Source organism: Palleronia sp. LCG004, from assembly GCF_032931615.1.
GTDB lineage: Bacteria > Pseudomonadota > Alphaproteobacteria > Rhodobacterales > Rhodobacteraceae > Palleronia.
The window spans coordinates 1070037-1097036 of the sequence record NZ_CP136759.1; the positions used below are offsets into that span (position 1 = coordinate 1070037).

At 61.2% G+C, this 27000-nt stretch carries 30 protein-coding genes, 1 tRNA gene and 1 pseudogene; 24 read left to right on the forward strand and 8 right to left on the reverse strand.

The annotated features are described in order from the left end of the window. The first annotated feature begins 62 nt into the window (after nucleotides 1-62). The 10 genes from RVY76_RS05145 (at nucleotide 63) to RVY76_RS05190 (ending at nucleotide 7652) form a co-directional block, all read left to right on the forward strand. Complete coding sequence (locus RVY76_RS05145; RefSeq protein ID WP_317376315.1) at nucleotides 63-875, forward strand: glutamate racemase; 813 nt, start codon at nucleotides 63-65, stop codon at nucleotides 873-875. A gap of 20 nt (nucleotides 876-895) precedes the next feature. Beyond that, entirely contained in the window at nucleotides 896-1924 is a 1029-nt protein-coding gene (gene argC / locus RVY76_RS05150; RefSeq protein WP_317376316.1) for an N-acetyl-gamma-glutamyl-phosphate reductase, read from the forward strand. Nucleotides 1925-1937: 13 nt separating this feature from the next. After that, complete coding sequence (gene ccmE / locus RVY76_RS05155; protein WP_317376317.1) at nucleotides 1938-2396, forward strand: cytochrome c maturation protein CcmE; 459 nt, start codon at nucleotides 1938-1940, stop codon at nucleotides 2394-2396. Between the two features lie 44 nt (nucleotides 2397-2440). Then, nucleotides 2441-3052, forward strand: coding sequence for a holin-associated N-acetylmuramidase (locus RVY76_RS05160; protein WP_317376318.1), 612 nt, complete (start codon nucleotides 2441-2443; stop codon nucleotides 3050-3052). Next, nucleotides 3043-3579, forward strand: a complete 537-nt coding sequence (locus RVY76_RS05165; protein WP_317376319.1) for a holin family protein — start codon at nucleotides 3043-3045, stop codon at nucleotides 3577-3579. The genes RVY76_RS05160 and RVY76_RS05165 overlap by 10 nt, the downstream gene beginning before the upstream one ends. Next, on the forward strand, nucleotides 3569-3766 hold the full coding sequence (locus RVY76_RS05170; RefSeq protein WP_317376320.1) for a hypothetical protein: 198 nt from the start codon (nucleotides 3569-3571) through the stop codon (nucleotides 3764-3766). Before RVY76_RS05165 ends, RVY76_RS05170 begins: the two co-directional genes overlap by 11 nt. 112 nt (nucleotides 3767-3878) lie before the next feature. Next, on the forward strand, nucleotides 3879-4301 hold the full coding sequence (locus tag RVY76_RS05175) for a hypothetical protein (RefSeq protein ID WP_317376321.1): 423 nt from the start codon (nucleotides 3879-3881) through the stop codon (nucleotides 4299-4301). Nucleotides 4302-4380: 79 nt separating this feature from the next. After that, nucleotides 4381-6357 (forward strand): heme lyase CcmF/NrfE family subunit, encoded by a 1977-nt coding sequence (locus RVY76_RS05180; protein ID WP_317376322.1) that lies wholly within the window; start codon nucleotides 4381-4383, stop codon nucleotides 6355-6357. After that, nucleotides 6357-6803, forward strand: coding sequence for a cytochrome c-type biogenesis protein (locus tag RVY76_RS05185; protein WP_317376716.1), 447 nt, complete (start codon nucleotides 6357-6359; stop codon nucleotides 6801-6803). The genes RVY76_RS05180 and RVY76_RS05185 overlap by 1 nt, the downstream gene beginning before the upstream one ends. A gap of 72 nt (nucleotides 6804-6875) precedes the next feature. Beyond that, nucleotides 6876-7652: an enoyl-CoA hydratase-related protein gene (locus RVY76_RS05190; RefSeq protein WP_317376323.1), complete on the forward strand. Its 777-nt coding sequence runs from the start codon at nucleotides 6876-6878 to the stop codon at nucleotides 7650-7652. Nucleotides 7653-7658: 6 nt separating this feature from the next. Here the strand turns inward: RVY76_RS05190 and RVY76_RS05195 are convergent, their stop codons facing one another. Then, nucleotides 7659-8435: a transglutaminase family protein gene (locus tag RVY76_RS05195; RefSeq protein WP_317376324.1), complete on the reverse strand. Its 777-nt coding sequence runs from the start codon at nucleotides 8433-8435 to the stop codon at nucleotides 7659-7661. A gap of 131 nt (nucleotides 8436-8566) precedes the next feature. Here RVY76_RS05195 and RVY76_RS05200 point away from each other — a divergent pair, with 131 nt between their 5' ends. The 7 genes from RVY76_RS05200 (at nucleotide 8567) to RVY76_RS05230 (ending at nucleotide 16065) form a co-directional block, all read left to right on the forward strand. Then, on the forward strand, nucleotides 8567-9673 hold the full coding sequence (locus RVY76_RS05200; protein ID WP_317376325.1) for an alkene reductase: 1107 nt from the start codon (nucleotides 8567-8569) through the stop codon (nucleotides 9671-9673). Nucleotides 9674-9746: 73 nt separating this feature from the next. Then, nucleotides 9747-10175: an RbsD/FucU family protein gene (locus tag RVY76_RS05205; RefSeq protein WP_317376326.1), complete on the forward strand. Its 429-nt coding sequence runs from the start codon at nucleotides 9747-9749 to the stop codon at nucleotides 10173-10175. Nucleotides 10176-10395: 220 nt separating this feature from the next. Continuing rightward, the gene (locus tag RVY76_RS05210; RefSeq protein WP_317376327.1) at nucleotides 10396-11898 is read left to right on the forward strand and encodes a sugar ABC transporter ATP-binding protein; all 1503 of its coding nucleotides are present in this window, start codon (nucleotides 10396-10398) and stop codon (nucleotides 11896-11898) included. Next, complete coding sequence (locus RVY76_RS05215; RefSeq protein ID WP_317376328.1) at nucleotides 11898-12953, forward strand: ABC transporter permease; 1056 nt, start codon at nucleotides 11898-11900, stop codon at nucleotides 12951-12953. Before RVY76_RS05210 ends, RVY76_RS05215 begins: the two co-directional genes overlap by 1 nt. 54 nt (nucleotides 12954-13007) lie before the next feature. Further along, on the forward strand, nucleotides 13008-13958 hold the full coding sequence (locus RVY76_RS05220) for an ABC transporter substrate-binding protein (protein ID WP_317376329.1): 951 nt from the start codon (nucleotides 13008-13010) through the stop codon (nucleotides 13956-13958). A 68-nt stretch (nucleotides 13959-14026) separates the two neighbouring features. After that, nucleotides 14027-15301, forward strand: a complete 1275-nt coding sequence (locus RVY76_RS05225) for an L-fuconate dehydratase (RefSeq protein ID WP_317376330.1) — start codon at nucleotides 14027-14029, stop codon at nucleotides 15299-15301. Next, a complete protein-coding gene (locus RVY76_RS05230; RefSeq protein ID WP_317376331.1) occupies nucleotides 15301-16065 on the forward strand; it encodes an SDR family oxidoreductase in 765 nt (254 codons plus the stop codon). The genes RVY76_RS05225 and RVY76_RS05230 overlap by 1 nt, the downstream gene beginning before the upstream one ends. On the opposite strand, the gene RVY76_RS05235 is transcribed toward RVY76_RS05230, so the two are convergent. Genes RVY76_RS05235 through RVY76_RS05245 form a run of 3 tightly spaced genes read right to left on the reverse strand, consistent with a single transcriptional unit; the run spans nucleotide 16062 to nucleotide 18099 of the window. After that, nucleotides 16062-16862, reverse strand: coding sequence for a metal ABC transporter permease (locus RVY76_RS05235; protein WP_317376332.1), 801 nt, complete (start codon nucleotides 16860-16862; stop codon nucleotides 16062-16064). The genes RVY76_RS05230 and RVY76_RS05235 overlap by 4 nt on opposite strands. After that, nucleotides 16862-17623, reverse strand: a complete 762-nt coding sequence (locus RVY76_RS05240; protein WP_317376333.1) for a metal ABC transporter ATP-binding protein — start codon at nucleotides 17621-17623, stop codon at nucleotides 16862-16864. The genes RVY76_RS05235 and RVY76_RS05240 overlap by 1 nt, the downstream gene beginning before the upstream one ends. After that, entirely contained in the window at nucleotides 17620-18099 is a 480-nt protein-coding gene (locus RVY76_RS05245; RefSeq protein ID WP_317376334.1) for a transcriptional repressor, read from the reverse strand. The genes RVY76_RS05240 and RVY76_RS05245 overlap by 4 nt, the downstream gene beginning before the upstream one ends. Nucleotides 18100-18185: 86 nt before the next feature. On the opposite strand from RVY76_RS05245, the gene RVY76_RS05250 reads away from it, so the two are divergent. From RVY76_RS05250 to RVY76_RS05270, 5 genes are all read left to right on the forward strand, one after another. After that, nucleotides 18186-19202, forward strand: coding sequence for a zinc ABC transporter substrate-binding protein (locus tag RVY76_RS05250; protein WP_317376335.1), 1017 nt, complete (start codon nucleotides 18186-18188; stop codon nucleotides 19200-19202). Nucleotides 19203-19314: 112 nt separating this feature from the next. Further along, a complete protein-coding gene (locus RVY76_RS05255; RefSeq protein WP_317376336.1) occupies nucleotides 19315-19938 on the forward strand; it encodes a DUF1007 family protein in 624 nt (207 codons plus the stop codon). Continuing rightward, nucleotides 19920-20789, forward strand: coding sequence for a hypothetical protein (locus tag RVY76_RS05260; RefSeq protein WP_317376338.1), 870 nt, complete (start codon nucleotides 19920-19922; stop codon nucleotides 20787-20789). The genes RVY76_RS05255 and RVY76_RS05260 overlap by 19 nt, the downstream gene beginning before the upstream one ends. 64 nt (nucleotides 20790-20853) lie before the next feature. Further along, nucleotides 20854-21618, forward strand: a complete 765-nt coding sequence (locus tag RVY76_RS05265) for an ion channel (protein WP_317376340.1) — start codon at nucleotides 20854-20856, stop codon at nucleotides 21616-21618. Between the two features lie 63 nt (nucleotides 21619-21681). Next, nucleotides 21682-21757, forward strand: a tRNA-Thr gene (locus RVY76_RS05270). 125 nt (nucleotides 21758-21882) lie between these two features. Here RVY76_RS05270 and RVY76_RS05275 read toward each other — a convergent pair. Continuing rightward, nucleotides 21883-22815, reverse strand: a complete 933-nt coding sequence (locus RVY76_RS05275; RefSeq protein ID WP_317373939.1) for an IS5 family transposase — start codon at nucleotides 22813-22815, stop codon at nucleotides 21883-21885. Between the two features lie 270 nt (nucleotides 22816-23085). On the opposite strand from RVY76_RS05275, the gene RVY76_RS05280 reads away from it, so the two are divergent. Both RVY76_RS05280 and RVY76_RS18675 read left to right on the forward strand, forming a co-directional pair. Next, nucleotides 23086-24039: a LysR family transcriptional regulator gene (locus tag RVY76_RS05280; protein WP_317376341.1), complete on the forward strand. Its 954-nt coding sequence runs from the start codon at nucleotides 23086-23088 to the stop codon at nucleotides 24037-24039. A gap of 260 nt (nucleotides 24040-24299) precedes the next feature. Beyond that, nucleotides 24300-24395, forward strand: a pseudogene (locus RVY76_RS18675) (nucleoside hydrolase); the annotation flags it as partial. Nucleotides 24396-24524: 129 nt separating this feature from the next. Here the strand turns inward: RVY76_RS18675 and RVY76_RS05290 are convergent. The 3 genes from RVY76_RS05290 to RVY76_RS05300 all read right to left on the reverse strand — a co-directional run bounded on the left by RVY76_RS05290 (nucleotide 24525) and on the right by RVY76_RS05300 (nucleotide 26999). Beyond that, nucleotides 24525-25199 (reverse strand): DUF1028 domain-containing protein, encoded by a 675-nt coding sequence (locus tag RVY76_RS05290; protein ID WP_317376342.1) that lies wholly within the window; start codon nucleotides 25197-25199, stop codon nucleotides 24525-24527. Between the two features lie 12 nt (nucleotides 25200-25211). Beyond that, nucleotides 25212-25640 carry a RidA family protein gene (locus tag RVY76_RS05295; protein WP_317376343.1) on the reverse strand — a complete coding sequence of 143 codons (429 nt, stop codon included), beginning with the start codon at nucleotides 25638-25640 and terminating at the stop codon, nucleotides 25212-25214. A 63-nt stretch (nucleotides 25641-25703) separates the two neighbouring features. Beyond that, the gene (locus RVY76_RS05300) at nucleotides 25704-26999 is read right to left on the reverse strand and encodes an NAD(P)/FAD-dependent oxidoreductase (protein ID WP_317376344.1); all 1296 of its coding nucleotides are present in this window, start codon (nucleotides 26997-26999) and stop codon (nucleotides 25704-25706) included. Nucleotide 27000 lies beyond the last annotated feature (1 nt).

Sequence of the window (27000 nt, forward strand, 5' to 3'; positions counted from 1 at the left end):
CCGGTATTGCAAGCTTATGGCGATCCTCAATTTCGTGAGGCGGCCGGAGGAGCCGGAGAGCCATGGCAGTTGGAATATTCGATAGCGGACTTGGCGGCCTGACCGTGCTCGATGCGGTGCAGAAGCGGCTGCCTGATTTGCCAATTGTCTACTATGCGGATTCCGCCCACGCTCCATATGGAGTGCGGAAGGCCGATGACATCTACGAACTCACGATACGCGCGACGCAGGACCTGTTCGATCGGGACTGCGATCTTGTCATTCTTGCCTGCAATACGGCTTCTGCTGCCGCGCTCAGGCGAATGCAGGAAAGCTGGCTGCCCGCGGGCAAGCGGGTCCTCGGTGTCTTTGTCCCCCTGATCGAAGCATTGACCGAACGGCAATGGGGCGACAACTCTCCCCCACGCGAAGTTGCCGTTCAGCATGTCGCGCTGTTCGCCACACCCGCCACGGTATCCAGCCGTGCATTCCAGCGAGAGCTCGCATTCCGGGCGATCGGCGTCGATGTCGAGGCACAATCCTGTGGCGGGCTCGTCGATGCGATCGAGGATGGCGACATGATCCTTGCCGAGGCGCTTGTCCGAAGCCATGTGGACGCACTGAAACGAAAGATGCCACATCCACAGGCAGCGATCCTGGGCTGTACGCATTATCCGCTTTTGGAAGAAATATTTCAGGATGCGCTTGGATCCGACGTCGAGGTCTATTCGCAAGCCGATCTGGTTGCAGCGAGCTTGGCAGATTATCTGCGCCGTCATCCCGGGATCGCGGGTGACGGAAGCGGGACGCGGTTCCTCACGACGGGGGATCCTCGTCGCGTTTCAGGCCGCGCGGTTCCATTCATGAAACGCGATATCCAGTTCGAGCAAGCGTGAAACAGAGCAGGTTGGACGACATGAGCCACAAGATCGCAATCCTCGGTGCGTCGGGCTATACGGGTGCCGAACTTGTCCGACTGATCGCGACCCATCCGGACATGGAGATCGCAGCGCTCAGTGCCGATCGGAAGGCGGGGCAGCCGATGGGCGCAGTATTCCCGCATTTGCGTCATCTGGGCCTGCCCGATCTGGTGACAATCGACGAAATCGACTTCGGCAAGATCGACCTCGTCTTCTGCGCGCTGCCGCATGCCACCTCGCAAGCAGTAATTGCCGGGCTTCCAAAAGATACGCGGGTCGTTGACCTTTCCGCCGATTTTCGGCTGCGCGATGCAGAAGTCTACGAAAAATGGTATGGCAAACCCCACGATGCGCCCGATCTCCAAGCGGAGGCTGTCTACGGTCTGACTGAATTCTACCGTGACGAAATCCGCAATGCCCGCCTTGTCGCCGGAACTGGATGCAACGCCGCCACGGGCCAATATGCGCTACGTCCACTGATCGAGCGAGGGGTCATCGACCTCGACGACATCGTTATCGATCTGAAGGCCGGAGTGAGCGGGGCAGGTCGCGCGCTCAAGGAAAATCTGCTCCATGCCGAGCTGAGTGAAGGCACCCATGCCTATTCGGCGGGCGGTACGCATCGGCATCTCGGTGAGTTCGATCAGGAGTTCAGTCGGATCGCAGGTCGCAAGGTGGAAGTGCAGTTCACCCCGCATCTCATCCCGGCGAACCGTGGAATCCTCGCGACGATCTACGTCTCCGGCGATCCCGATCGCGTCCATGAGGCATTGTCCGAAGCCTATCACGACGAGCCGTTCCTGATCGTCCTGCCGAAGGGCGAGCTTCCGTCGACACGACATGTGCGAGGATCGAACTTTGCCCATCTAGGCGTCGTCGCAGACAGGCGACCGGGCCGTGCGATCGTGGTGGCGGCGCTCGACAATCTCACGAAAGGCTCATCGGGGCAGGCGTTGCAGAATGCCAACCTGATGCTAGGCTTAAATGAGACGACGGGCCTCATGATGGCCCCCGTCTTTCCTTAGATCCGGGGGGCGCGTGAAGAGCCTTAAGAAGCAGCGCAGGATACAGGTTATCGCATTGGCAAGCGTAGCGCTGGTTCTGTCGACCGCGCTCGTCGGATATGCGATGCGTGACGGTATAAACTTTTTCCGCTCGCCCACCCAAGTGATGCAGGAACCGCCGGGTCCCCACGAAACCTTCCGTATCGGAGGTCTCGTCGAAGATGGCAGCCTGCGGCGAGGGCAGGGTGAAACGATCACTTTTGCCGTGACAGATGGCGCGGCTGCGATTCCGGTCACTTATCGCGGTGTATTGCCGGATCTCTTCGGTGAGGGAGAGGGCATGGTCGGGACTGGTCGCTTTGTCGACGGCGTGTTCGAAGCGAACGAGATACTGGCCAAGCACGATGAATCCTACATGCCATCCGAAGTGATCGATGCGCTGAAGGAACAGGGCGTTTACCAAGAACCGGACGCAGGCTTGCCCCTCAATTAACGCGTTTCACAGAGTTTCCCTTGGTAAGCCGAGGGGAGCCGGACATGCGTACCATAAAGGACATCGCCGAAGAGATCGTCGCCCGTGAGGGTGGCTTTGTGAACGATCCCGCCGACCCGGGGGGGGCGACAAAGTATGGCGTAACGATCGGAACGCTCAGACGGCTCGGTATGGACCTCGATGGCGACAACGATATCGACATCGACGATGTGAAGAAGCTTAGTCGCGAACAGGCGAGGGACATCTTCATCGAGCACTACTTCCGGCGCCCGCGGATCGCTTTGCTGCCGGAATGTGTCCAGGCAAGCGTCTTCGACATGTATGTGAATGCCGGCGGGAATGCCATCAAACTCCTCCAGCAGCTATTGTGCGATATGGGGCAGGTCGTGACCGTCGACGGCGTCATCGGTCCGCAGACCGCCAACGCGTGCGCATTGGCGCAATCACAGGCTCCGAACCATTTACGCGATGCGTATGGGATCGCCAGGCGGAACTATTATTACCGCATTGCCGATGCGCGAAGCCCGCTGCGTAAATTCGCGCGCAGACGTGACGGCGGCAAGGGCGGGTGGATCGTGCGCGCCGAAGAGTTCATTTCCGCCCGTTACCACCTGACGGATGACGAGCACCGAGCCCGGACCGTCGCATGGGGTTGATCGGCAAAGCATTGGGATCCGTTCTAGGCAACGGAGGCAGCGTCGTGCGCGACACGATTGAGGTGTTTCGCGAGAATGCCGAGGCCGAGGCCGCCCGTGATGCCGACAGGGCGCAGGCTGCCCTCGCACAGTTTGCATCGGAATTCGCGGCACCGCGTCCCGGTCCGTTCGACCGCTTCATGGACGGCCTGAACCGGCTTCCGCGTCCTGCCATGGCCATCGGAACCATAGGTCTCTTCGCGGCTGCGATGATCGATCCGGTCTGGTTCGGGGCGCGAATGGAGGGCCTCGCACTCGTCCCCGAGCCGCTCTGGTGGCTTCTAGGGGTGATCGTTTCGTTCTATTTCGGAGCGCGCTATCAGGCGAAAGGCCAGGAATTTAAAAAGTCCCTAGTCGTTGCATCGGCCGCACAGGCGGTCGCAACCACGCAGCGGATCGCCACGACGACTGCAACTGGCGGAGCGGTGACGACGCCAGATCACAACGCAGCCCTATCGGAATGGAAGATCTCTTCCCATGACAGGTGATCTCATCCTCAAGCTCGTTTCCGAACACGGGCCATGGGCGATGCTCGTCTTTTATCTCCTTTATCGCGAAAGCCAGAAGGATGCGGCTACGCGGGAAGTGCTCAACAAGAACACCGCGATCCTGATCGAGATGACGACAATGCTGCGTGATCGCATTCCGGCGAGCAATTTCGGGTCGTTCCGGTGATGTTCTGCAGGTTCTGGCGAATGCTGGTCGGCCGCGGGATCGAAGGCAGTATCAAACGTAATCGCGTCGCGGCCGACCTGCTGGACGAGATGTTGAGAGGGGTTGCTCGCAAATGACACAAGCCATCGGATTGACGGTTTTCTTGCTGGCGACACTAGGCCTCGCGCAGGCGCAGATCGGGCACCCATTGACCTATCGCGTCGCATCCGGGGCGATTATCGGCATGTCGATCGTCATCGCGACTACATTCCTGTGGCTTTGGCGCGTACGCCTGACACCCCTTGCACTCGGAATGGCATTCAGCTGGGCGGGCGGTGCGCTCGTCATGGTTTGGTGGTGGAAAATCGCCGATAAGACAGGGACACCGACGGCCCTCGACGCTGCCGCGTTGCTCCTCGCGGTCGCGACCTACACGACCGGCGCAATCCTGCATTTCGCAGTAATTACTCGATCCTTCGATCTGCCACGGGCAACGCCGATAGTGCTGCCGGTGGTGGCCTACATTCTCTCGGCTACGGTCGCTTGCATCGGTTGACCGCGACACGATGATTCTGCCGCCTTTCGTGAACCGCCGATCATTGGCAGTGGGCTTGGCTCGGTATAGGGATTAAGACATGATTATCGAGCTCGGTCATTTTGCGCTGATCCTGGCGCTGCTTCTTGCCATCGTTCAGACAATCGTACCGCTTGTCGGTGCGTCGCGCAGTTGGCCCGGTGCCATGGCAGCGGGAGGGCCAGCGGCCAATGGCCAGTTCTTCTGCCTGCTTTTCGCTTTCTGCGCTCTTACTTACGGGTTCGTCACCTCGGATTTCTCGCTGAGGCTCGTGGTTGCGAATTCACATACCGATAAGCCGATGATCTACAAGGTTTCCGGTGTCTGGGGGAACCACGAAGGATCGATGCTGCTCTGGTGCGTGATCCTTGCGCTCTATGCCTCCCTTGCCGCGATCTTCGGAACAAACCTTCGGGAGAGTCTGAAGGCGAGGGTGCTTGGGGTCCAAGGTGCCATCAGCGTTGCCTTCCTCAGTTTTCTCATCTTCACTTCGAACCCGTTCGAGCGGCTCGCCGCTCCGCCCTTGAACGGAAGGGATCTCAACCCCCTACTTCAGGATCCTGGTCTCGCATTCCATCCGCCGTTTCTCTATCTTGGCTATGTCGGTCTCAGCATGGCATTCAGCTTTGCGGTAGCCGCTTTGATTGAGGGTCGCGTCGATGCAGCGTGGGGGCGCTGGGTACGTCCTTGGACGCTTGCGGCTTGGCTTTTTCTTACAGTCGGAATCGCGCTGGGGTCATGGTGGGCTTATTACGAATTGGGTTGGGGCGGGTTCTGGTTCTGGGATCCGGTTGAGAATGCCAGCTTCATGCCGTGGCTCATCGCGGCGGCGCTTCTCCATTCCGCGATCGTCGTCGAGAAGCGGGAGGCGCTGAAGAGCTGGACTATCTTGCTCGCCATCCTTGCATTCGGGTTTTCGCTCATCGGGGCGTTCATCGTGCGTTCGGGTGTGCTGACCTCAGTGCACGCCTTTGCCAACGACCCCGAACGCGGCGTCTATCTTCTGGCCATTACGGGTGTATTCATGGGCGGCGCGCTTACCCTCTATGCCTTGAGGGCCGGTGCGATGGAGGCGAAGGGCGTCTTCGGGCTTCTCAGTCGAGAGAGCGCGCTTGTAGCCAATAACGTGCTCTTGGCCGTGGCAACTTTTGTCGTTTTCGTCGGTACAATCTGGCCTTTGGTGGCGGAGTTGGCCTTCGATCGAAAGCTGAGTGTCGGGCCACCATTTTTCGACGCGGCCTTTACGCCCTTCATGGTTGCCATTGCCGCGCTTCTGCCTCTGGGCTCGCTCATGCCTTGGAAACGCGCACGTTTGGATCGGGTGTTCGCACCTCTCCGCGGTGCGCTTGCCTTGTCGATCGCGACAGGCGCGTTGGTCTGGGCGATGCAGACCGGCGGGTCGATGCTCGCACCAATCGGTGCAGTTCTTGCGAGTTGGATCGTTCTTGGAGGCTTGGTGGACCTTTCGGTACGCGCCGGGCGAGGCAAGGGTCTTTCCAAACAATTCCAGCGCCTGCGGAATTTGCCGCGCGCCGACTGGGGCAAATCGATCTCTCATGCCGGTTTCGGCGTCACGCTTTTCGGGATCTGCGCGCTGACCGCATGGCAGGTCGAGGATATTCGCGTCGCCCAAGAAGGCGAGACGTTCGACGTGTCAGGGTACGAGATCACGCTCGGTGACGTTTATCAGATCCAGGGTCCTAATTACGAAGCAACGCGCGCTGTAATGCGTATCACCCGCGACGGCCGCGATGTCGCGACCCTTGTGCCGGAAAAGCGATACTATCCTGTTGCCCGCATGCCTACGACCGAGGCAGCGATAGATAACGGGTTCCTGCGCGATCTCTATGTCGTCATCGGCGATCCGCAGGAGAGCGGCGGCTGGGCCGTCCGGACATACGTCAAACCTTTCGCGAACTGGATCTGGGCTGGTTGCATCGTAATGGCGTTGGGCGGATGTCTGAGCCTGTCGGACAGACGCCACCGTGTCGCGGCAGGCGCAAGTCGCGCCCCGAGAGCTGCGACACCAGCCGAATGATCCGACTTGCCTTCCTCATCGGCATGCTGGCTCTCCCGGCCTTTGCAGTGCAGCCAGACGAAATGCTCGACGATCCCGTTCTTGAGGAACGCGCGCGGGGTTTATCCCAAGGGCTTAGATGTCTCGTTTGCCGTAACGAGAATATCGACGAATCCAATGCGGATCTTGCTCGTGATCTTCGTCTTGCCGTTCGGGAGCGCCTCCTCGCGGGCGACAGCAATGACGAAGTCATCGATTATCTGGTCGAGCGTTACGGGGAGTACGTTCTATTACGACCAGATACACGGGGAGCCAATCTAATTTTATGGCTCGCGGGACCAACAATGCTTCTTGCCGCGATTGCGATCGCGGTCGTCTATCTCCGCCGACGCGGTCGGGCCCCGGACGATCCGACGGCGCTGAGCGATGAGGAACGGGCGCGCCTTGAAAAATTGCTTGGTAGCTGACTCGGCGACAGGCTTTTGCGGTACTAAGCGACATGTCATCGTTCAGGCGAACCGGGGGAGCGGCGTGACGCAATGAACTACGAGACCATTCGCTTGTCGTTCGACAATGGTATTATGTCCGTCGTGCTTGCCCGGCCCGAACGGATGAACGCGCTGAATTCCCAGATGCGTGCCGAGCTCCTTCACGCATTTCGGAATCTTCAGGAAACTATGCGCGTTGTCGTCGTGACGGGCGAGGGGACGGCTTTCTGCTCGGGTCAGGATCTGGGCGACGGAGACTCGATCGACCGCCCTGATCTGGAACGCGTGTTGCGCGATGAGTATGAGCCGATGCTTCGGGCGATCTATGATTGTCCGGTCCCCACGATCGCAGCGGTCAATGGTGCTGCTGCCGGCGCGGGGGCCAATCTCGCCCTTGCGGCTGACGTGGTCATCGCCGCCGAAAGCGCAGTCTTCCTGCAGGCATTCACGCGGATTGGTCTGATGCCGGATGCGGGCGGCACTTTCTGGCTCCCACGACAGGTAGGGTTCGCGAAGGCAATGGGTGCTGCGCTCTTTGCCGAGCCGGTAACAGCCCGCCAAGCTTCCGATTGGGGAATGATATGGGAGGCAGTTCCTGACGAGGGTTTCGCCGATCAATGGCGGCATCGTGCCGCACAATTGGCATCGGGTCCGTCCATCGCCTATCGGAATGCTAAGCGCGCCCTGCGTGAGAGTTTCAGCAACGACCTTGCCACTCAACTCGATCTCGAGGCGGGACTGCAGGCAGAATGCGGTAACACGCGCGACTTTAGGGAAGGCGTGCTGGCCTTTCTCGAAAAGCGCCCCCCACGGTTCGAGGGGCGCTGAAGATCATTAGACGGTCGTGACCTCGACTTTCTGGTCAATAAGGTTCACCCACCCGTAGCTTGTCAGGAACGCGATATCGGCCGCATCCCGCCCAACGCCGATGATCGCAATCTCGTCCGGCGTCGCCATTCCGGTCGGATCGACCAAATGCCACTCACCTTCGAGCCAGACCTGCGCGACCGCATGAAAGTCAGGCGGTTCGACCCGCGGCCCGTAGCAGCTAACCATTCGAGCGGGGATCGCCGCAGCTCGCGCAAGCGAAATCATTACATGGGCAAAGTCGCGACAGATGCCGCGACGGGTGACGAACGTGTCAACGGCGGTCGTTCCGGGACCCGAACTGCCGGGGGTATAAATGAAGTTCGCCTTGATCCAGTCCGACATGGCCACAACGGCTTTGCCACCGCTTAGATGTCCGAACTCTGCTCCTGCAAAGGAGTGGAATTCGTCCGCCGGACAATATCTCGAGGACATCAGGTAGCGAACGGCCTCGTGCGGCAATTGGTGCACTTTGTCCTGCTTCAAAGATGAAATCTCGGGAACGGGCCGATCGATATCAACCACTGCGTCGAAGTTGCAGACGAGCTTCTCGGTACAATGCAGCCAGACCCGCGTGCCGACGCCGTCTTCGGCGGCGATGCGATGGATGTGGGAGGTCTCGCCCGGATCAAAGCGCGCTTTGCTGACCGTCTGGCCCGGCAAGCTCGCCGTTTCGATCTGGACCAGCACATCTGCCGCGTCATCGATGCCGTATTCGAGCTTGGCTGAAACCTGCAAGCGCATGTTCGTTTTTTCCCTTCGCCGGATTGGTCTGCGCACAAGGGGTGCGCGGACATATCGTTGGTTAACACGGAACGCGTGCGAACGATCCCCGTTATCCGGCGCAAACGATATCACAGTCGAAAGGAATTCAGATGGCCGACAGAGCCAAGCTGTTCGCACCCGCCACGATGGGCGCGATCGAACTCCCGAACCGAGTACTCATGGCACCGCTTACCCGCAATCGTGCGCAGTCCGATGGAACGCCCTCGGATCTGGCGCAGACCTATTACGGCCAGCGCGCCGGCGCTGGCCTCATCATTTCCGAAGCGACACAGGTCGACGCCATGGGCAAGGGCTATCTCGACACGCCCGGGATCCATTCCGACGCCCATGTTGCTGCGTGGCACCTGATTACCGATGCAGTCCATGCCAAAGGTGGACGTATCTTCCTTCAGCTCTGGCATGTCGGGCGGATCAGTCACGTTTCGCTTTTGCCTGACGGTCGCTCGCCGCTCGCACCCTCTGCGATCCAGGCCGATACACAGACATTCACGGCCAACGGATTCGAAAACTGTTCGCCGCCCGAGGCGATGAGCCTCGATCAGATCCACGAGACCATCGAACAGTTCCGGAATGGTGCCGAACTCGCACGCAAAGCCGGCTTCGACGGTGTCGAGATTCATTCGGCGAACGGCTACCTGCTTGACCAATTCATTCAGGACAAGACCAACCAGCGCGATGATGAGTACGGCGGCCCTGTCGAGAACCGCATCCGGATCGTTTCCGAAATCGTCGACGCCGTGGCGACGCAATGGTCCCGCGACCGGATCGGCATTCGTGTCTCGCCGCTTGGACATGCCAACGACATCGGCGACAGCGATGTCGAGGGGACGTTCGGTGCACTCTACGAAATGCTTTCCGACAAGCGCCTTGCCTACCTTCACGTCATGGAGCAGTTTCCCGGCCACGACAACGAGGGTGAGGCCGCGGCACTCGTTCGCCGGCTGCGTGGTCGCTACGACGGCTTCGTCATCTCGAACGGGGGCTACACGGCGGACACGGCGGTCGATGCGATCGCATCAGGGCATGCCGATGCGGTCGCTTTCGGACGCGATTTCATCGCCACTCCCGACCTTCCGGAGCGGTTTCGCGTAGACGCGGACCTGAATGAGCAGGATCAGGACACGTTCTACGGCGGCGGTGCCGAAGGTTACACGGATTATCCGTTCATGGCCGAAGACAAAACACTCGCCAGCTGAAGCGATTTACACCCTTTGCCGCATGTCCGTCCTTCTCTATCCAGACGAAGATCTGAAAAGCAGGAGGACGGACATGCTCAAGGGGATCGACCCTCTCATCGGGCCGGAATTGCTCCGGGCGCTCGCGCTCATGGGGCATGGCGACAGGATCGTCGTGACAGACGCAAACTTCCCTGCCGCATCGGTCGGGAATGCCACTGTTCTAGGTACAGCTCTCAGGATGGAGTGCGATGCGCCACGTGCCCTCGAGGCCATCCTGTCGCTCATGCCCCTCGACACCTATATCGACGACCCGGTTCTCACGATGCAGGTCGTGGGTGATCCGAATGCTATGCCCGAAGTCGTGACCGATGCGCTACCGGTCTTTACGCGCGAAGGTGCCAAACCGAAGGGCGTGGAGAGGTTCGAGTTCTACGATATGGCCCGCAGAACCTTTGCGGTCCTGCGCACTACCGAAACGAGACCCTACGGTAATTTCATCCTCAGCAAGGGGGTGCTGTAAGCTTGGCCCCGACCGAAATGTTTGGAACGCGAAACATTCGGTTTCCAAAGCTCAGGGATGATTTTCATGCTTGCGCCAGCTTGTTCTCGCCGTGATGATGACAGCCTGTCGAGGATCAGCCGGGAGGAGATCCGTGCGGCCGGGCCGGTAAAACGACCCGTCTTGGTTCAGGGCAAAAATGCCTGTGGTCGCATCGGAGCCGGAGACGTTTGGGGGGAAGATGACGGAACTCGTCCGGATGGAGGGGATCGACAAACGGTTCCCCGGTGTTCATGCGCTCAAATCCGTGGATTTCGACCTGAGGCCCGGCGAGGTCCATACCCTGATGGGCGAGAACGGCGCCGGCAAGTCGACGTTGATGAAATGCCTCTCTGGCGTCTATCAGCCCGATGGTGGTCGGATACTGATCGACGGCGAGGCCCGGAACCTGCCGAACCCCAAGGCGGCGCAGGATCTCGGGATAGGTATCATACATCAGGAACTCGCCCTGATGCCGGATCTGAACGTCGCGCAGAATATTTTCATCGGCCGCGAACCGCGGAAATCCTTCGGACGGCTGAACGAGTCGAAGCTCAACTCCGACGCGGGCGAAATCTTTCGCGGCATGAACGTCAAGATGGATCCGCGCACGCCGGTCAGCGCACTTACCATTGCCCGGCAACAGATGGTCGAGATCGCAAAGGCTCTGAGCTTCCAGTCCCGCGTTCTCATCATGGACGAGCCGACAGCCGCCCTCAACGATGCCGAGATCGCCGAGCTCTTCACGATCATCCGCCGTCTCAAGGCCGAAGGCGTCGGAATCATCTATATCAGCCACAAGATGGATGAGATCCGCCGCATCTCCGATCGTGTTACGGTGATGCGTGACGGTGCCTATGTGGGGACGGTCGAAGCAGCCGACACGCCGATCAGCCAGATCATCTCGATGATGGTCGGTCGTGAGATCGAAGACGCAAGCGCAGAAATTCCGGACCATGCGGGTGCCGAGACCGCTCTCGAAATTCGAGGGCTCGGGCGTGGGCGGGAACTCCACGACATCAGTTTCGATCTGAAGCGGGGCGAGATCCTGGGATTCGCAGGGCTCATGGGGGCCGGCCGGACGGAGCTTGCACGCGCAATCTTCGGGGCTGAACCGCCTGATCGAGGCGAAATACTGGTGGGAGGAAAAGAGCGCCGCATCCGCACACCGTCGGATGCCGTACGGGCGGGCATCGGTTACCTTTCGGAGGATCGCAAGCAGTTCGGCCTGGCGCTCGGACTCGACGTGCGCGCCAATATCGGTTTGGCCAGCATGGGCTCGAACTCCGACCGCCTTGGCCGGATCGACGAGGGGCGTCTGGGAAATCACGCACGCGACTACATCGACCGCCTGAGGATCCGTACACCGCATGATCGGCAAGAGGTCCGGCTGCTGTCGGGCGGCAACCAGCAGAAGGTAGTCATCGCGAAATGGCTGCTTCGCGATTGCGACATCCTCATCTTCGACGAGCCGACACGCGGCATCGACGTGGGGGCCAAGGCCGAGATCTACAGGTTGATGGCCGATCTCGCGAAGCGTGGAAAAGCGATCATCGTTATCTCGAGCGAACTGCCCGAGGTGCTGCGCGTAAGCCACCGCATCGCGGTCATGTGCGAAGGCCGGCTCACCGGGATCCTGCCCGGCGGCGCGAAACAGGAAGAAATCATGGCGCTGGCCACCCAGCGCGAGGGAGTGACGGTCTGATGACGGCAAGCGAGACGAACGCGAACGACACCAGTACGAAGAACGACAGCAACGGCGCGCGAAGCGCCGAAGCGAAGGCGGGCGCGCAATCGCAGCGCCGCGGTGCCGCGCAACAGAAGGTCCTGGCCTTCGCAAGCCTCATCGTGCTCGTCGTCGGTTTTTCGCTGGCGAGCCCCAACTTCTTCCAGATATCCAACATCATGGCGATCCTGCAGGCGACATCGGTCAACGGTGTGCTCGCCATCGGGGTCACGCTGATCATCATCACCGGGGGCATCGACCTGTCGGTCGGTACGCTCATGACCTTCTGCGCCGTGATGACGGGTGTCGTCCTCACCTGGGCCGGAATGCCCTTAATCTTCGGCGTGGTGACGGCAATCGCGACGGGTGCGCTCGCGGGATTCGTGTCAGGGTCACTCGTCGCGAAGGCGAGGATCCCGCCCTTCATCGCGACGCTTGGCATGATGCTGATATTCCGCGGGATGTCGTTGATCGTGACCGGAACGCGGCCGATCTACTTCAACGATACGCCGGGCTTTAACCAGATTTCGCTCGGTTCCGTGATCGGATCGGTCTTTCCGGCCTTTCCCCTTCCCAACGGGGTCCTCATCCTCTTTTGCATCGCGATCCTCGCGGCGTGGATCCTGAGCCGTACCGTGCTGGGTCGTTATACCTTCGCGCTCGGCTCGAACGAGGAGGCGGTAAGGCTTTCAGGCGTCAACACGGACCGTTGGAAGATTGCGATCTACGCACTTTCCGGCGCGATCGTAGGTGTTGCGGGCCTTCTGATCGCAAGCCGCCTCAACTCGGCGCAGCCGGCGCTCGGCCTCGGATACGAACTGGAGGCGATCGCGGCCGTCGTCATCGGCGGAACCAGCCTATCGGGCGGTCGCGGAACGATCCTCGGCACCTTGATCGGCGCGCTTATCATGGCCGTGCTGACGAACGGGCTGCGCGTGCTTTCGGTCGCACCGGAATGGCAGACGGTCGTCACCGGAGCCATCATCATCTTCGCCGTCTATGCGGATCAATTGCGTCGGCGCAAGACGAGCTGAAACGCGCGACATGCGTCCAGCTTTCACGTGAACACCTAGGGAGGATAAGACCAAATGTTCAATAGACGAACCCTTATCGGCTCTGCGGCGTCGATTGCGCTGCTGGCCACCGCTTCGGCTTCGGTCGCGCAGGACGAAGAGCTTTACATTCCGCTGATTTCCAAGGGCTTCCAGCATCAATTCTGGCAGGCGGTCAACACGGGTGCCGAACAGGCGGCAGAAGAGCTCGGTGTCCGTGTGACGTTCGAGGGGCCCGACAACGAAACGCAGGTCGATCGCCAGATGGACATGCTGTCGGCCGCACTCGCCAACAATCCCGACGCAATCGGTTTTGCCGCGCTCGACAGTCAGGCGGCGATCCCGCTTCTGCGTCAGGCCGACGAAGCCGGAATTCCGATCGTGGCCTTCGACTCGGGTGTCGAAAGCGACATTCCCGTGGCGCTCGCCGCGACCGACAACGTCGCCGCCGCGAGCCTCGCAGCCGACAAGATGGCCGAGATCCTCGGCGGTGAGGGTCAGGTCGCGGTCGTCGCACATGACCAGACCTCGCGTACCGGCGTCGACCGCCGCGATGGCTTCGTCAACCAGATGGAGGCGGAGTATCCCGATATCGAGATCGTCGCGATCGAGTATGGCGGCGGCGACCACCTTCGCTCAACCGAGATCACACGGGCATTGCTGGCCGCCTATCCCGATCTCGACGGCATCTTCGGCACCAACGAAGGCTCGGCCATCGGCGTCGTCAATGGCGTGCGCGAGGCAGGAGCAGAGAACATCACGATCGTCGGATACGATTCGGGCAAGGCCCAGACCGACGCGATCCGCGATGGTCTGATGGCGGGCGCGATTACCCAGAACCCCGTCGGCATCGGCCGCGAGACTGTCCGGGCCGCCGTCGCGGCTGCGCGTGGCGAAGAAGTCGAAAGCAATATCGACACGGGCTTCTACTGGTACGATCAATCGAATATCGACGACCCAGAGATCCAGGAAGTCCTTTACGACTGATCCCTGGTATCGGGACCCACACATAGGCGGAGGCCGGCATCGGCCTCCGCAAACGATCAGGATACCCCATGAAGATCACCGGCTTGCGCAGCCTCGACGTGCGCTTCCCGACCTCCAAATCGCTCGACGGGTCGGACGCGATGAACCCCGACCCGGATTACTCCGCCGCCTATGTCGTGCTCGAGACCGACGGGGATTTCGAAGGACACGGTCTTACCTTTACGATCGGCCGCGGAAACGAAATCTGCGTTGCCGCGATCGAAGCGCTCAAGCCTCTCGTGGTCGGGCTCGAACTCGACTGGGTCGCGGCCGATATGGGCCGCTTTTGGCGGCGCGTCACCGGCGACAGCCAGCTGCGCTGGATCGGCCCCGACAAGGGGGCCATTCACCTGGCTGCGGGTGCGGTCGTGAACGCAGCATGGGATCTTTGGGCCAAGTCCGCGGGCAAACCCGTCTGGCAGCTTGTAGCCGATATGGGCCCCGAAGATCTCGTCCGCTGTATCGATTTCCGGTACCTGACCGATTGCATCACGCCCGAATGGGCCGTGGATTTTCTGACCAGGCAGGCGGAAGGCAAGGCAGACCGGATCTCCACCCTCAAGGCCGAAGGCTATCCTTGCTATACGACATCGGCCGGGTGGTTGGGATACGACGATGAGAAACTCCGTCGTCTCTGCCGCGAAGTGGTCGATGCGGGCTTCACCCATGTGAAGTTGAAGGTGGGACGCGATCTCGACGATGACATTCGGCGCTTGCGGATCGCACGCGAGGCCGTCGGCGATGGCGTGCGCCTTATGATCGATGCGAACCAGGTCTGGGAGGTCGATCAGGCGATTGACTGGGTCGGCAAGCTGGCCTTCGCGGATCCCTGGTTCATCGAGGAGCCGACGAGTCCCGACGACGTCGCGGGCCACCGGCGCATTCGCGAAGGCGTAGCCCCGGTGCAGGTCGCGACCGGCGAGATGTGCCAGAACCGGATCTTGTTCAAGCAGTTCATCATGGAAGGTGCCATCGACGTCGTCCAGATCGATGCATGCCGCCTCGGCGGACTCAACGAGGTCCTCGCTGTGATGCTGATGGCCGCAAAGTACGACCTGAAGGTCTGCCCGCATGCGGGCGGTGTGGGTCTTTGCGAGTACGTACAGCACATGTCGATGATTGACTATCTCTGCATTGCTGGCACGCGTGAGGGGCGGGTGATCGAGTATGTCGACCATCTGCACGAGCATTTCGTCGATCCCTGCGTGATCCGTAACGCGGCCTATATGCCGCCGGAACGCCCGGGCTTCTCGATCGAGATGAAGCCCGAAAGTCTTGAAACCTTTCGCTTCGGAGGTGCGTGATGGATCTGGGTCTCCGCAACAAGGTCATCGTTGTCACCGGCGGTGCTTCGGGTATCGGCGAAGGCATCACCGAACTCTTGGCTGAGGAGGGTGCGCATCCCGTCGTCATCGCCCGACGCGATCCAGACCCCGACTGGCTCGACCGGATGGGAGCTACGTTCCAGAAAGCCGAGCTTTCCGACGATGACGCCTGCGCTTCGGCGGTAAAGGCGGTTCGTGAAAGGCACGGGGCAATTCACGGGCTCGTCAACAATGCGGGCGCGAATGACGGCGTGGGTCTGGATGCCGGGCCGGACGCGTTCCGGCGTAGCCTCGACCAGAACCTCGTGCATTACTACACGATGGTGCATCATCTGGCCGACGATCTGAGGGCCAGCCGCGGGGCCATAGTCAACATCAGTTCCAAGACTGCGCTGACGGGGCAGGGCGGTACATCGGCCTATGTTGCCGCCAAGGCGGCACAGCTTGGCCTGACGCGCGAATGGGCGACCGAGTTCCTCGACGACGGCGTTCGCGTCAACGCGATCGTGGTGGCCGAGGTGATGACGCCTCTCTATCGCCGGTGGATCGACACCCTCGACGATCCCGATGCGGCGCTCGAGGAGATCACACGACGCATCCCTCTCGGAAAGCGCATGACAACCGCGCGCGAGATCGCCAACACCTGCGCATTTTTGCTGTCCGAACGGTCGAGCCATATGACGGGACAATGGCTGTTTCCGGATGGAGGCTACACACATCTGGACCGGGCCATCGGGATTTAGCGCGCGGAAGCCCGCCCAATGGTCGAAACAAGGCTCGACACGCAGAAGGCGGCGGCGATGACGCAGACGATCGTCGGCCCCGTGGGCGTATCGGCTGTGTATGAGACGCGCAGTCCGATCCATCCCGCTGCCATGGCGATGGCAGCGGCAATAGCCGCCATCGCCTCGGGTGTGCGCGCGAAGGGACGCGCGGCCGCGGCCGGAATGATGAGCATCGCGGTGATCAGCAATACGCCCACCACCTTGATCGCGACCGCGACGACGAGTGCGAGCGCGAGCGTCAGGAACAGCTGCTCGCGTCGCGGGTCAATGCCGCCGGCACGTGCGAGATCGGGATTGAGTGTCGCGGTCAGAAGTGCGGACCACCGCCATCCGACGAGTGCCAGGATTGCCGCGGCTCCGCCCCAGATCACGAGAATGTCGGTACGCGAGACGGCAAGGATATCGCCGAAGAGGTATGCCATAAGGTCGATGCGCACATTCGTCAGGAACGACACTGCGACAAGCCCGATGGCGAGTGCGGAATGGGCCATCACCCCCAAGAGGGTGTCCATCGCAAACCCTCGCCCCGAAAGTGTGGTCACGATCGCGGCCATGACCAGCGCCACGACAAGCGCGCCGAGAAAGACGGGCAGCGTCGTGGCGAGCGACAGGGCCACGCCCAGGATTGCCGCATGGGCGACGGCATCTCCGAAATAGGCCATGCGCCGCCAGACGACGAAGCACCCGAGAGGGGCCGCGGCGAGGCCGGTCCCGATCGCGGCGAGCGCCGCACGCGTCATGAAATCGTCGAGCATCACTCAGCCGCCGTATCCGCCGTTTCGTCATGTGCGTGACGATGGGCATGATCGTGCGCGTGATCGTGGTCATGGCGATAGAGCGCAAAGGCACCTTGCGTTCCCGCACCGAAGAGGGCGCGATAGACCGGTGCCTCGGCCACGACGCGGGGCGTCCCCTCGCAGCAGACATGTCCGTTTAGGCAGACGACGCGGTCCGAGGCGCTCATCACGACATGGAGATCGTGGCTCACCATCAGGACAGCGCAACCGGTTCGGGCGCGGACTTCCTCGATCCGCCGATAGAAGGATGCGGCCCCCGGTTGGTCGAGCCCTGCGGTCGCCTCGTCCAGGATCAAAAGGTCCGGATCCCCCAGAATAGCCCGGGCGAGCAGGACACGTTGGAACTGCCCGCCTGAAAGGTCTGCCATCTGCCGATCAGCGATATCGGCCATGCCCGCGAGATCGAGCGCGTCGAGAATCGCTGCGCGACCTGCGCGCCGTGGCAATCCCATGAAGCGCGCGACCGTCATCGGAAGCGTGGGATCGAGGGAAAGACGTTGTGGCACATAGCCGATCCGCAATCCATCCGCGCGGACGATCCGACCGTCCGAGGGCATGACGCCACCCAGAAGCGCTCGCAGGAGTGTCGACTTGCCCGAACCGTTGGGCCCCACGATGGTCACGATCTCGCCACGTGCGACGTGGAAGTCGACCGCGTCGAGCACGGTCTCCCGTCCGTATCGGACGGTGAGGCCGCGCGTCTCTATAAGCGCGTTCATGCTTCGGCCCCGGCGCATCGCGGGCAGAGACCCACGGCCTCGCGCATGGTGCGCTCAATGACGAATCCCGCTGCTTCGGCCGCCCGGCCGAGCTCTCCGGCCATCGGATCCGTCTCCGCCTCGACGATGTGGTCGCAGGACCGACAGATGAGGAAGGCTGGTGCGTGACGATCATCGCTATGTGTGCAGGCTATGAACGCGTTCAACCGCTCGACACGATGCGCGAACCCATGCGCGACAAGGAAGTCGAGTGCGCGGTAGGCGACGGGCGGTTGCGATCCAAGCCCCTCGGCCCGGATCCGATCGAGGATCTCATACGCACCCATGGCCTTGTGCTCTCCGAGCAGTATCTCGAGCACGCGACGACGCACCTTGGTGAACTGAAGGCGGTTCTCGGCGCAGTGACGCTCGGCCGAGGCAACGCAATCGGCAATACAGCTCTGATGGTCGTGCGATTCAAAGGCGGGGCTTGCCATGGAAAACCTCCAAGACGACTATTGATCTGTTATACTATCACGTATACCGGTTCGGGTGAATTGTTACTTAATCACATGGAGCCGTCATGTCCATCCGCCAGGCAGCCCTTCCCGGCATCGCAATCCTCCTGACTTCGAGTGTCGGTTTCGCGGACGTCCCGAACGTCGCTGCGGACATTCCGCCGATCCATTCGCTCGTGGCGACGGTGATGGGTGATCTGGGTGAACCCGATCTCATCGTGAGCCGTGGATCCTCGCCCCACGATTATGCTATGCGTCCTTCCGAAGCGGAGGCACTGCAGGATGCGGATGCGATCTTCTGGGTTGGCGAACCGCTCGAACCATGGCTCGCCGGAGCGATCCGGAACCTTGCGGCGGGAACCGATAGCATCTCGTTGCTCGATGTGCAGGGCACGACCACGCACGAGTTCCGGCAGAACGCCGTTTTCGCATCCGATGAAGATCACGCGCATGGCCATGATCACAATGATGAAGTGAACGGCCATTCACACGGCGCGGATCACGATCATTCCCACGAGAACCACGGTCATGAGGGCCACGACCACGGCGGACATGGTCACTCGCATGACGGACTGGATCCCCATGCCTGGCTCGACCCTTCGAACGGCAAGATCTGGCTTGATACAATCGCGGCGACGCTTTCCGATCTCGATCCGGAAAACGCGGAAACCTATTCCGCAAATTCAGAGGTTGGGAAATCCGCAATCGATGTCGCAGTCGATGCGGCCCGCGAGACACTCGCTCCGGTCGGGGATCTCCGCTTCGTCGTGTTCCATGATGCCTACCAGTACTACGAGACGTTCTTCGACCTGAGGACGGTCGGTGCGATCGAACTGAGCGACGCCTCCGGCGCATCCGCCGCGCGCCTCCAGCAGATCCGCGATGCGATCAAGGAACGGGACGTGTCCTGCGTTTTCGCGGAACCTCAGTTCAACCCTGGCCTCGTCGAGACGGTGATATCGGAAACAGAAACCAGACAGGGCGTAATCGACCCACTGGGCAGCGATATCTCACTCGGGTCGGATTTCTACCCAGGTCTCATCCGCGGCATCGCCGAAGACATCGCGGAATGTGGCGCGTGATCAGTTCTGGGCGACGCGTCGCGCATGGTGGTGCGGCAGCGTTGCGAAGAAGCGGGATTGCGCCTACCCCGCGGGTATGCGCTATCTCATCCAGTTAATGACGACATGCGCCTTGGCGACGTCCGCCGGGGCACATCCGCACATTTTCATCGACACCGATTTCGACCTCGTCTTCGACGACCGGGGAAGGCTCGAAGCGGTGAGGATCGAATGGACCTACGATGATTTCTACTCGCTTCTCTTGGTCGAGGAACAGGATCTCGACGCGGATGGCGACGGCATCCCCGAACAGGGGCTGCTCGATGACTTTGCCGGCAAGGATGTCGATTGGGAGGCCGGGTTTCCGGGCGATTTCACCGTGACACGCAACGGCCAATTGATAGATCTCGGGCCGCCAAAGGCGCATGAGGCACATTGGCGCGACAATCGCGTCGTTACCACGCATCTGCGCCCAGTCGTCGAGCCCCTCGCTGTCGGAGACAGCAGCATTGTGGCACGCGCCTACGATCCGACTTATTTCGTGGCCTACGACGTTCCAGATGCCCCGGGGATCGAGGGACGAGAGGATTGTGGACTGGCGCGGAAGGCCGCGGACCATGGCGCGGCGATGCGCGCGGTGGGCGAGGATCTCGCAGCACTCGACCAGAGTGCGGACCCGTTCGAAGTTGTCGAACTGGACGATATCGGCATACTTTTCTCGGATGCATTCGTGCTGTCATGCGACGCGCCGCGCTGATCCTCTTCGCCATCGTTGCCGGGACACTCGTCTGGGCCATGATCTCGGGGACCGATGCCCGCTTGGCGCATTGGGCGGCGGGGCATCAACGCGAATTTCAGAACGCGCTCGCCAGAACCCTGCGCGCATTGAGGGCAGGGGAACCAGGGGCGCTTTTCGCGATGGCCGGCATCTGTTTTTCATACGGGGTCGTGCATGCGATCGGACCGGGTCACGGGAAGGTCCTGGTCGGTGGCTACGGCATCGGGCGCCGTGTTCCGCTTCTGCGTCTCTCGATCGTCGCGATGATCTCGGCTCTCGGCCAGGCTGTGACAGCGATCGTGCTGACGGGTGCAGGCCTGCTTGCTCTCGGTTGGTCGCGGGAGCGCATGACTGCCCTGGCCGAGGACGTGATGGTTCCGATCAGCGCCGCGGCCATCGGAGCGATCGGCCTCTGGCTTGTCTGGCGCGGCACCCGGCGCATCGCGTCGCGGGATCAGGCCCATTCGGAGTGCTGCGGTCATGCCCATGGGCCCACGCCCGAAGCGGTCACCGAAGCCGGTAATGGCCGCGAGGTCGCGGCACTTATCGCGGGAATCGCCATCCGGCCCTGCAGCGGCGCGCTCCTGTTGCTGGTGCTGAGTTGGCACATGGACATCTGGGTCGCTGGAATGGCCGGGACGATCGCCATGGCGTTCGGGACCGGCCTCGTTACCGTAGCGGTTGCTATCGTCGCCGTGACGGCGAGGGAAGGCGCGCTTGCCACTCTCACCGGCGGCGGCGCGCGGCTCTTCCGCATCCTGCCCGCGATCGAACTTGCCGCCGGGTGCGCCATCGCCCTTGTTGCGATCCGCATGTTTCAGTCCGGCTGATCCGACGTGCATCCGGCGGCGGGACCGTGTTAGGCCGCGCGAAACGGAGCCGGGAGAGCGGGCGTTGAAGGACATCATTCACGAGCTCTATCGCGGAGACGGCGATCGCGCCCATATCTTCCGGACGTTGCTTTTTCTCTTCGATATCTCGACGATCGGCTATTTCATCTACACCGCGACGGCGGAAGCGACCACTCGGTTGCTGCTGCTCGACCTTGCGATTGCAATCGTCGTGCTGACCGATCTATCGCTGCGCCTCTGGATCGCCGAACGCCGGGTGCGGTACCTGCTGAGTGTCCCGACCCTTGCAGATATCATAGTCGTCGTGTCGCTTCTCGCTCCCGTCCTGACGGGAGCGAATCTCGGTTTCTTCAAGGTATTGCGCGTGCTGCGCCTGATGCGTGTTTCGGAATTCGCCGAGAAGCTCAACCGTCGAACGCCTTGGGTAGACATCAATCCCCGTGTCGTCACGGCGGCTACGAACCTTCTGGCATTCATCTTCGTGGTGACCTCACTCGTCTGGGTGTGGGAACACGGGCGCAACGAGAATATGCAAACCTATATCGACGCGCTCTACTTCACGATCACCACGCTGACGACGACGGGATACGGTGACATCACACTGACCGATCCACTTGGGCGGGTCATGACGATCGGCATCATGATCTTCGGCGTCGGGTTCTTCCTCAAGCTGCTTCAGGCGCTCTACCGGCCCAACAAGGTCGAGCAATGTTGTGGTACGTGCGGGCTAAGTCTCCACGAACGGGACGCGAGCCACTGCAAGCATTGCGGATCGACGATCTACATCGAAACCGAAGGCGCGGATTGATCGCACATACAACGCAGGAGGAGATGGACAAGCGACTTTCGTCATTCTAGGAAGGCGCTGACTGCCCGTATAGCTCAGCTGGTAGAGCAACTGATTTGTAATCAGTAGGTCCCGGGTTCGACTCCTGGTGCGGGCACCAATCAGTCAACAGCTTGAACACTTAGAGGGACCTGCCCGATCTGCGTTTTACTGGTCGGGTTGCCGCTTAAGGGCATTGTTGCAGAACTCACGCTTGAGGCATGACTTCCCCTTCCCCCGCTGAGGTTATGCGACGCGAACGATCTCGGCAGTGCCGAGGGCATTGAAGCGGTTCATGAGTGCGACGCGAATGTGGATCTCGGCGGTTTGGCGGTCAGGGTCTCTTGCGGCTATGCGTTCGCCGAATGCTTTGAGGCATCGCATTTTCGCCTCCACGCGGCTGCGTGCGTGGTATCCGGTCCAGTACTTCCAGAATGCTCTGCCGTAATGCTTCGTGGCGCGCAGCGTCTCGTTCCGCGCCTTCGCTGCCGGGCCGTCTTCCTTCCAGGCGCGCCCGTTTCTCCGGATCGGGATGATCGGTGTGGCTTGCCGGTCGGCGATAGCAGCATGGCAGCGACGTGTGTCGTAGGCACCGTCGGCGGTCACCGTGCCGATCTGCTCGTCCTCGGGGATCTGGCCGAGTAGCTCGGGTAGGATCGGGCTGTCGCCATCGCGGCTTGGAGTGAACTCGACGGCCCGGATGTCGGAAGTGGCCGTATCCATGGCGAGATGCACCTTGCGCCACTGACGACGGCCTTGGGCGCCATGCTTGCGCGCCTGCCACTCACCGTCGCCGAGGAACTTGATGCCCGTGCTATCCACGAGCAAGTTGAGCGGGCCATCGGAGCAGCGATACGGGATCTGGACCGCCAAGGTCTTTTGCCTGCGGCACAGGGTGCTGAAGTCGGGGACGGACCAGTTCAGCCCCGCCAACCGGAGCAGGCTGGCCACCATACCGGCGGTCTGTCGCAAGGGCAGCTTGAAGAGAACTTTGACCGACAGACAAAACTGGATAGCGGCATCTGAGAAGACGGGTGGACGTCCGAGCCGACCTTTATGCGGCGCCAGCCAAGCCATCTCCCGGTCTATCCAGATCAGCATTGAGCCGCGCTTGCGCAAGGCAGCGTTGTAGCTGGACCAGTTCGTCGTGCGGTAGCGGGCGGGGGAAGGCTTGCTCATGCAGCCCGTCTAACCAACTGGATTCACGCTGTGAATCGCCCGCAGACAGAGTTCTGCAACAACGCCCCGCTTAAGTAGAATTCGTTTGCATTGATCAATTCCTCCGCTGATCAACCGGTTCAACTTCTTCCTACATTGCAGTGGGAGGTAATTCTTCGAAGTTAATTACGGTAAGGTTCAACTCTGGATGTTACGCCTGTCGTGCATGTGTTTTTGCCACGCCATTTTCCGACATGACCCCGGGCAGGAAATGTCCTACTGAATTTCGCCATGCGTTTCACTTTGCGGCAAATCGAATACTTCATCGCAACCGCGGAATGCGGTTCGATTACGCTTGCCTCCGAGCGGATAAACATCTCGCAACCCTCGATCTCGACGGCCATCTCGCAGCTTGAGGCGGAACTGGGTGCCCAATTATTCCTTCGCCGCCATGCCCAAGGCCTGTCGCTGACCCCGGTGGGACGCGAGACGCTCGCCGAGGCGAAGAAGCTTCTGGATCAGGCGCAGGGACTTTATCTGAAGGTTTCGGAAGCGACCGGAATGGTGCAGGGAAATCTGTCGCTCGGTTGCCTCGTGACGTTTGCGCCAATGGTGCTGCCGCAGGTTATTCATGGTTTTCGCGCCGCTTTTCCGAGTGCCCGGGTACTCCCCGAGGTGACGGACCACGAGATCCTTCTTTCGAAGCTGGAGAGAGCACAGCTGGATGTCGCTCTGACTTACGATCTGCATGTACCAGACGGCTTCGTATTCACGCCGCTCGCACAGCTTGCCCCTTACGCGATGGTTGCCCTGACCAATCCCATCGCCGAGCAGTCGGCCGTGACGCTGGAAGAACTGGCGGAACGCGACCTGATCCTTCTCGATCTGCCATTGTCGCGCGATTATTTCATGGGTCTTTTCGCGCGCGCCGGTTTGACGCCGAAGGTCTCTGCTCGATTGAAACAGCAAGATGTCATTCGCGCGATGGTTGCCAACAATTTCGGATACACGATCGCGAATATCCGGCCGCGCTCCTCGGACGCGCTGGATGGCCAGAGAGTGCACAAGTTGAGGATCGCCGGAGACCAGATGCCAATGCGGCTCGGGTTGCTCCGCGTGGCGCGGCAGGTACCGACGCGGATGGTGAGCACCTTCATGGACTTTTGCGCAAGCATAATTTCCAACGAATATATCCCTGGTATGGAGCTCCCGGTCATGGAGCCAAAGCGGATCAGTCGGACCTAGAAAGTAGCTGGCTCCCATCTCGCCTAGCCTTGCGACAACAAAGAAATATCGCAATCCCGTCCGGTTTTTCGGCTGCCTGCCCAGGAGAACCCTTCCGCCTTTCGGTAGATATCCGCCAAACCCAACAGTCTTTTTGTCGCGGACTTTATCGGGCAGTCCACGACCAGGAAGGGAAAGGTGGCGGGTGACATGCTCCCCCGCTGGGGCTGGTTGCCCATGGTTTAGGCGGGGCGGCCTTCGGTCCTGGCAACACGACGCCCGTGGCCGAGTTCAATTTCCACGTCGACCCCGAGGCCGCGCGCGTCGTGTTCGACAGTGGCATTCCGATCGTCATGGCGGGGCTGGATGTCACTCGGCAAGCGGTGCTCTCGCCAGACGCGATGGCGCGGCTGACCGGGCCGGAGGCACCGCTTCGGGGAGCCTGCGGAAAGCTTCATGCGGGATATTACGACCCCAGTCTGTACGGACACCTTCCTGTAAGCGTCTCAGTCGTCGCCGGGCACACCGTAGGAAGGTGCTTCTCGCGGATCCAACGCTCGGGTGACGTAGGCATCAAGCTGGGGCTTGTAGACCTCCCACGCGGTGGCAATGGCCTCGATCGGGCAGTCGTCGGTCCAATCGCAACGAAGGTCGGCGACCGGCCAGGCAACCTTGTCTACGAGCATCATGCCGGCAGAATGGACGGGTCCGGCCTCGCCTCCCGCCGCAAGGCCGGCGCGCAAGGCCGCAATCAGTCTGTCACCGAGATGGCCATCGTCGGCGAGGAAACCATCGACCACAGCCTGCGGCACGCTGTCATTTGCCAACAAGTTGCCAGCCGAAACGACATCCGGCCCCTCGGCCTGCGTCCAGATCCCCAGGGAACGCGGCCCTGAATGAATCGCGGTGCGTCCCCGGGCATCGACGGCCAGAAGCTGCCGGTACTCCAGGAATTCCGCTCGGGCCCTTACTTCCGCTATAGCCTGAGCTGACGACATGCCGCCCTCCATCAGATCCAGGGTCAGCGGGCCGAGGGTCGGATCGGTCACGTTCTGCGAGGCGACCGATCCCACGCCTGCCCTTGCATAGGAACATCGCGCCGCAACGGCGGGCGAGGAAGACGAGACCGCGACTCCGAACATACCGGTCTTCGCGCAACGTGCGACGAGGGAGAATGTCACTTCGCGTCTCCTTCAGGTAGCGCCGTGTTCGGCGGGGATGACCGCGGTGGCCTCGATCTCGACCAGCCAGTCGGGTCGGGCGAGGGCCGTCACCACCAGTCCGGTCGATACCGGATGGATCCCCTTTATGTACTCTCCCATCGTCCGGTAAACGGCCTCGCGGTTGCGGACGTCGGTCAGGAAGACCTGCACTCGGCAGACATGTTCCATCGCGCCGCCGCATTCTTCCATCAACTGCCTGATGTTCTGCATGACCTTGTGGGTCTGTTCGACCGGATCGTGGCTTTCGATTGTTTTCGCGTCCTCGAGGTTCTGCGGGCACTGGCCTCGAAGGAAGACCATCCTGCCCTCGGCGACGACGGCCTGGCAGAGGTCGTTGTCGAGGTTCTGTTCGGGGTAGGTTTCCCTCGTGTTGAACTTGCGGATACGGGTATGAGCCATGCTGGTCTCCGGGAAAAGCCGGAAGGGCAGCCCTTTGTCGCCCTTGTCCGGAATGGGTCGTGTTCAGACGGATTCCGTCGCGGGCGCTTTGGATTGCTGTGCCTCCGAGCGGGCCTCGCGATCGTACTGGATGTATCTGGCGCTGGTCGTGATCTGATCCGCCACATGCTTGGCGTCGTGCCAGACCCCCCATATGAAACTGGAGCCTCGCCGCGATTGCCACGGCAGACCGAGAAAGAAGATGCCAGGAACCTTGCCGACACCGCGCTGGTGAATGGGACGTCCATTCTCGTCGAAGCAGTCGACTTTCATCCACGAATAATCGAAGCCGAAGCCGGTCGCCCAGATGATCGTCGTGATTCCGGCTTCCTTTAGGTCGAGCGAGAGAACCGGGTCGGTGGCATGGTCGGGCAGGGGGCCCAGTTCATGGGCCTCGGGCTCCTCAGGCAGGTCGAGGCCGTTCTCAGCTGCATAAGCGTCGGCCGCACGCAGCAGGTCGAGGTAGGTCTGGTCCCCGCCTTCGATGTTGCGCCGAAGGTCCGGCGCAAAGCTCAGCTTGCCCCCGACATAGGTTTCCGTTCGACCGAGCAGCGTGATGCCCTGGTTCGCAAGGTTGCGGAAATCGATCGTTTCACCGCCACGAGCCCCGCTGACGGCAATGGTGACATGTTCCGTTCCCGGAGCGGGAGTTTCCATGTTCCACAGGCCCAGCACACCCAGCCACCAGACGAAATCTCGGTCGCGGTAGGCGCGCGGCGGCCGGTCATGGGGACCGACCGAAAGGAAAACCCTGCGACCAGACCGGTTCAGCTCATCGGCGATCTGCACGCCGGAGGATCCCGCCCCGACCACGAGGACGGCACCTTCGGAAAGGCTCGAGGGATTGCGGTATTGACTGGAATGAATCTGCGTCAGTCCGGCGCCGTCGGGTACGACCGGGGGAATGACCGCGGTTTGGAACGGCCCCGTCGCTGCTACCACGTTCAACGCTTCAACGACCCCTTCCGACGTCTCGACATGGAATCCCTGCCGCCCGTCGAGCCGTTCGACCGATACGACTTCGACCCCCGTGCGGATCGGGGCATTCAACATGGACGCATAATCGTCGAGATACTCGGCCACGCCATCCTTGCCCACGAAAGCCCCGGGGGCGGCCTTGAATTCCATTCCGGGGAAGCGATCATGCCAGGCAGGGCCATTGGCAACCAGCGAATCCCAGCGTTTGCTGCGCCAACCTTCGGCGATCCGCGAGCGTTCGAGTACGACGTGATCGACGCCTGCGCGGCCAAGGTGCTCACTCATTGCGATGCCGGCCTGACCAGCTCCAACCACGAGAGTATCTACGCGTTCGATCGACATT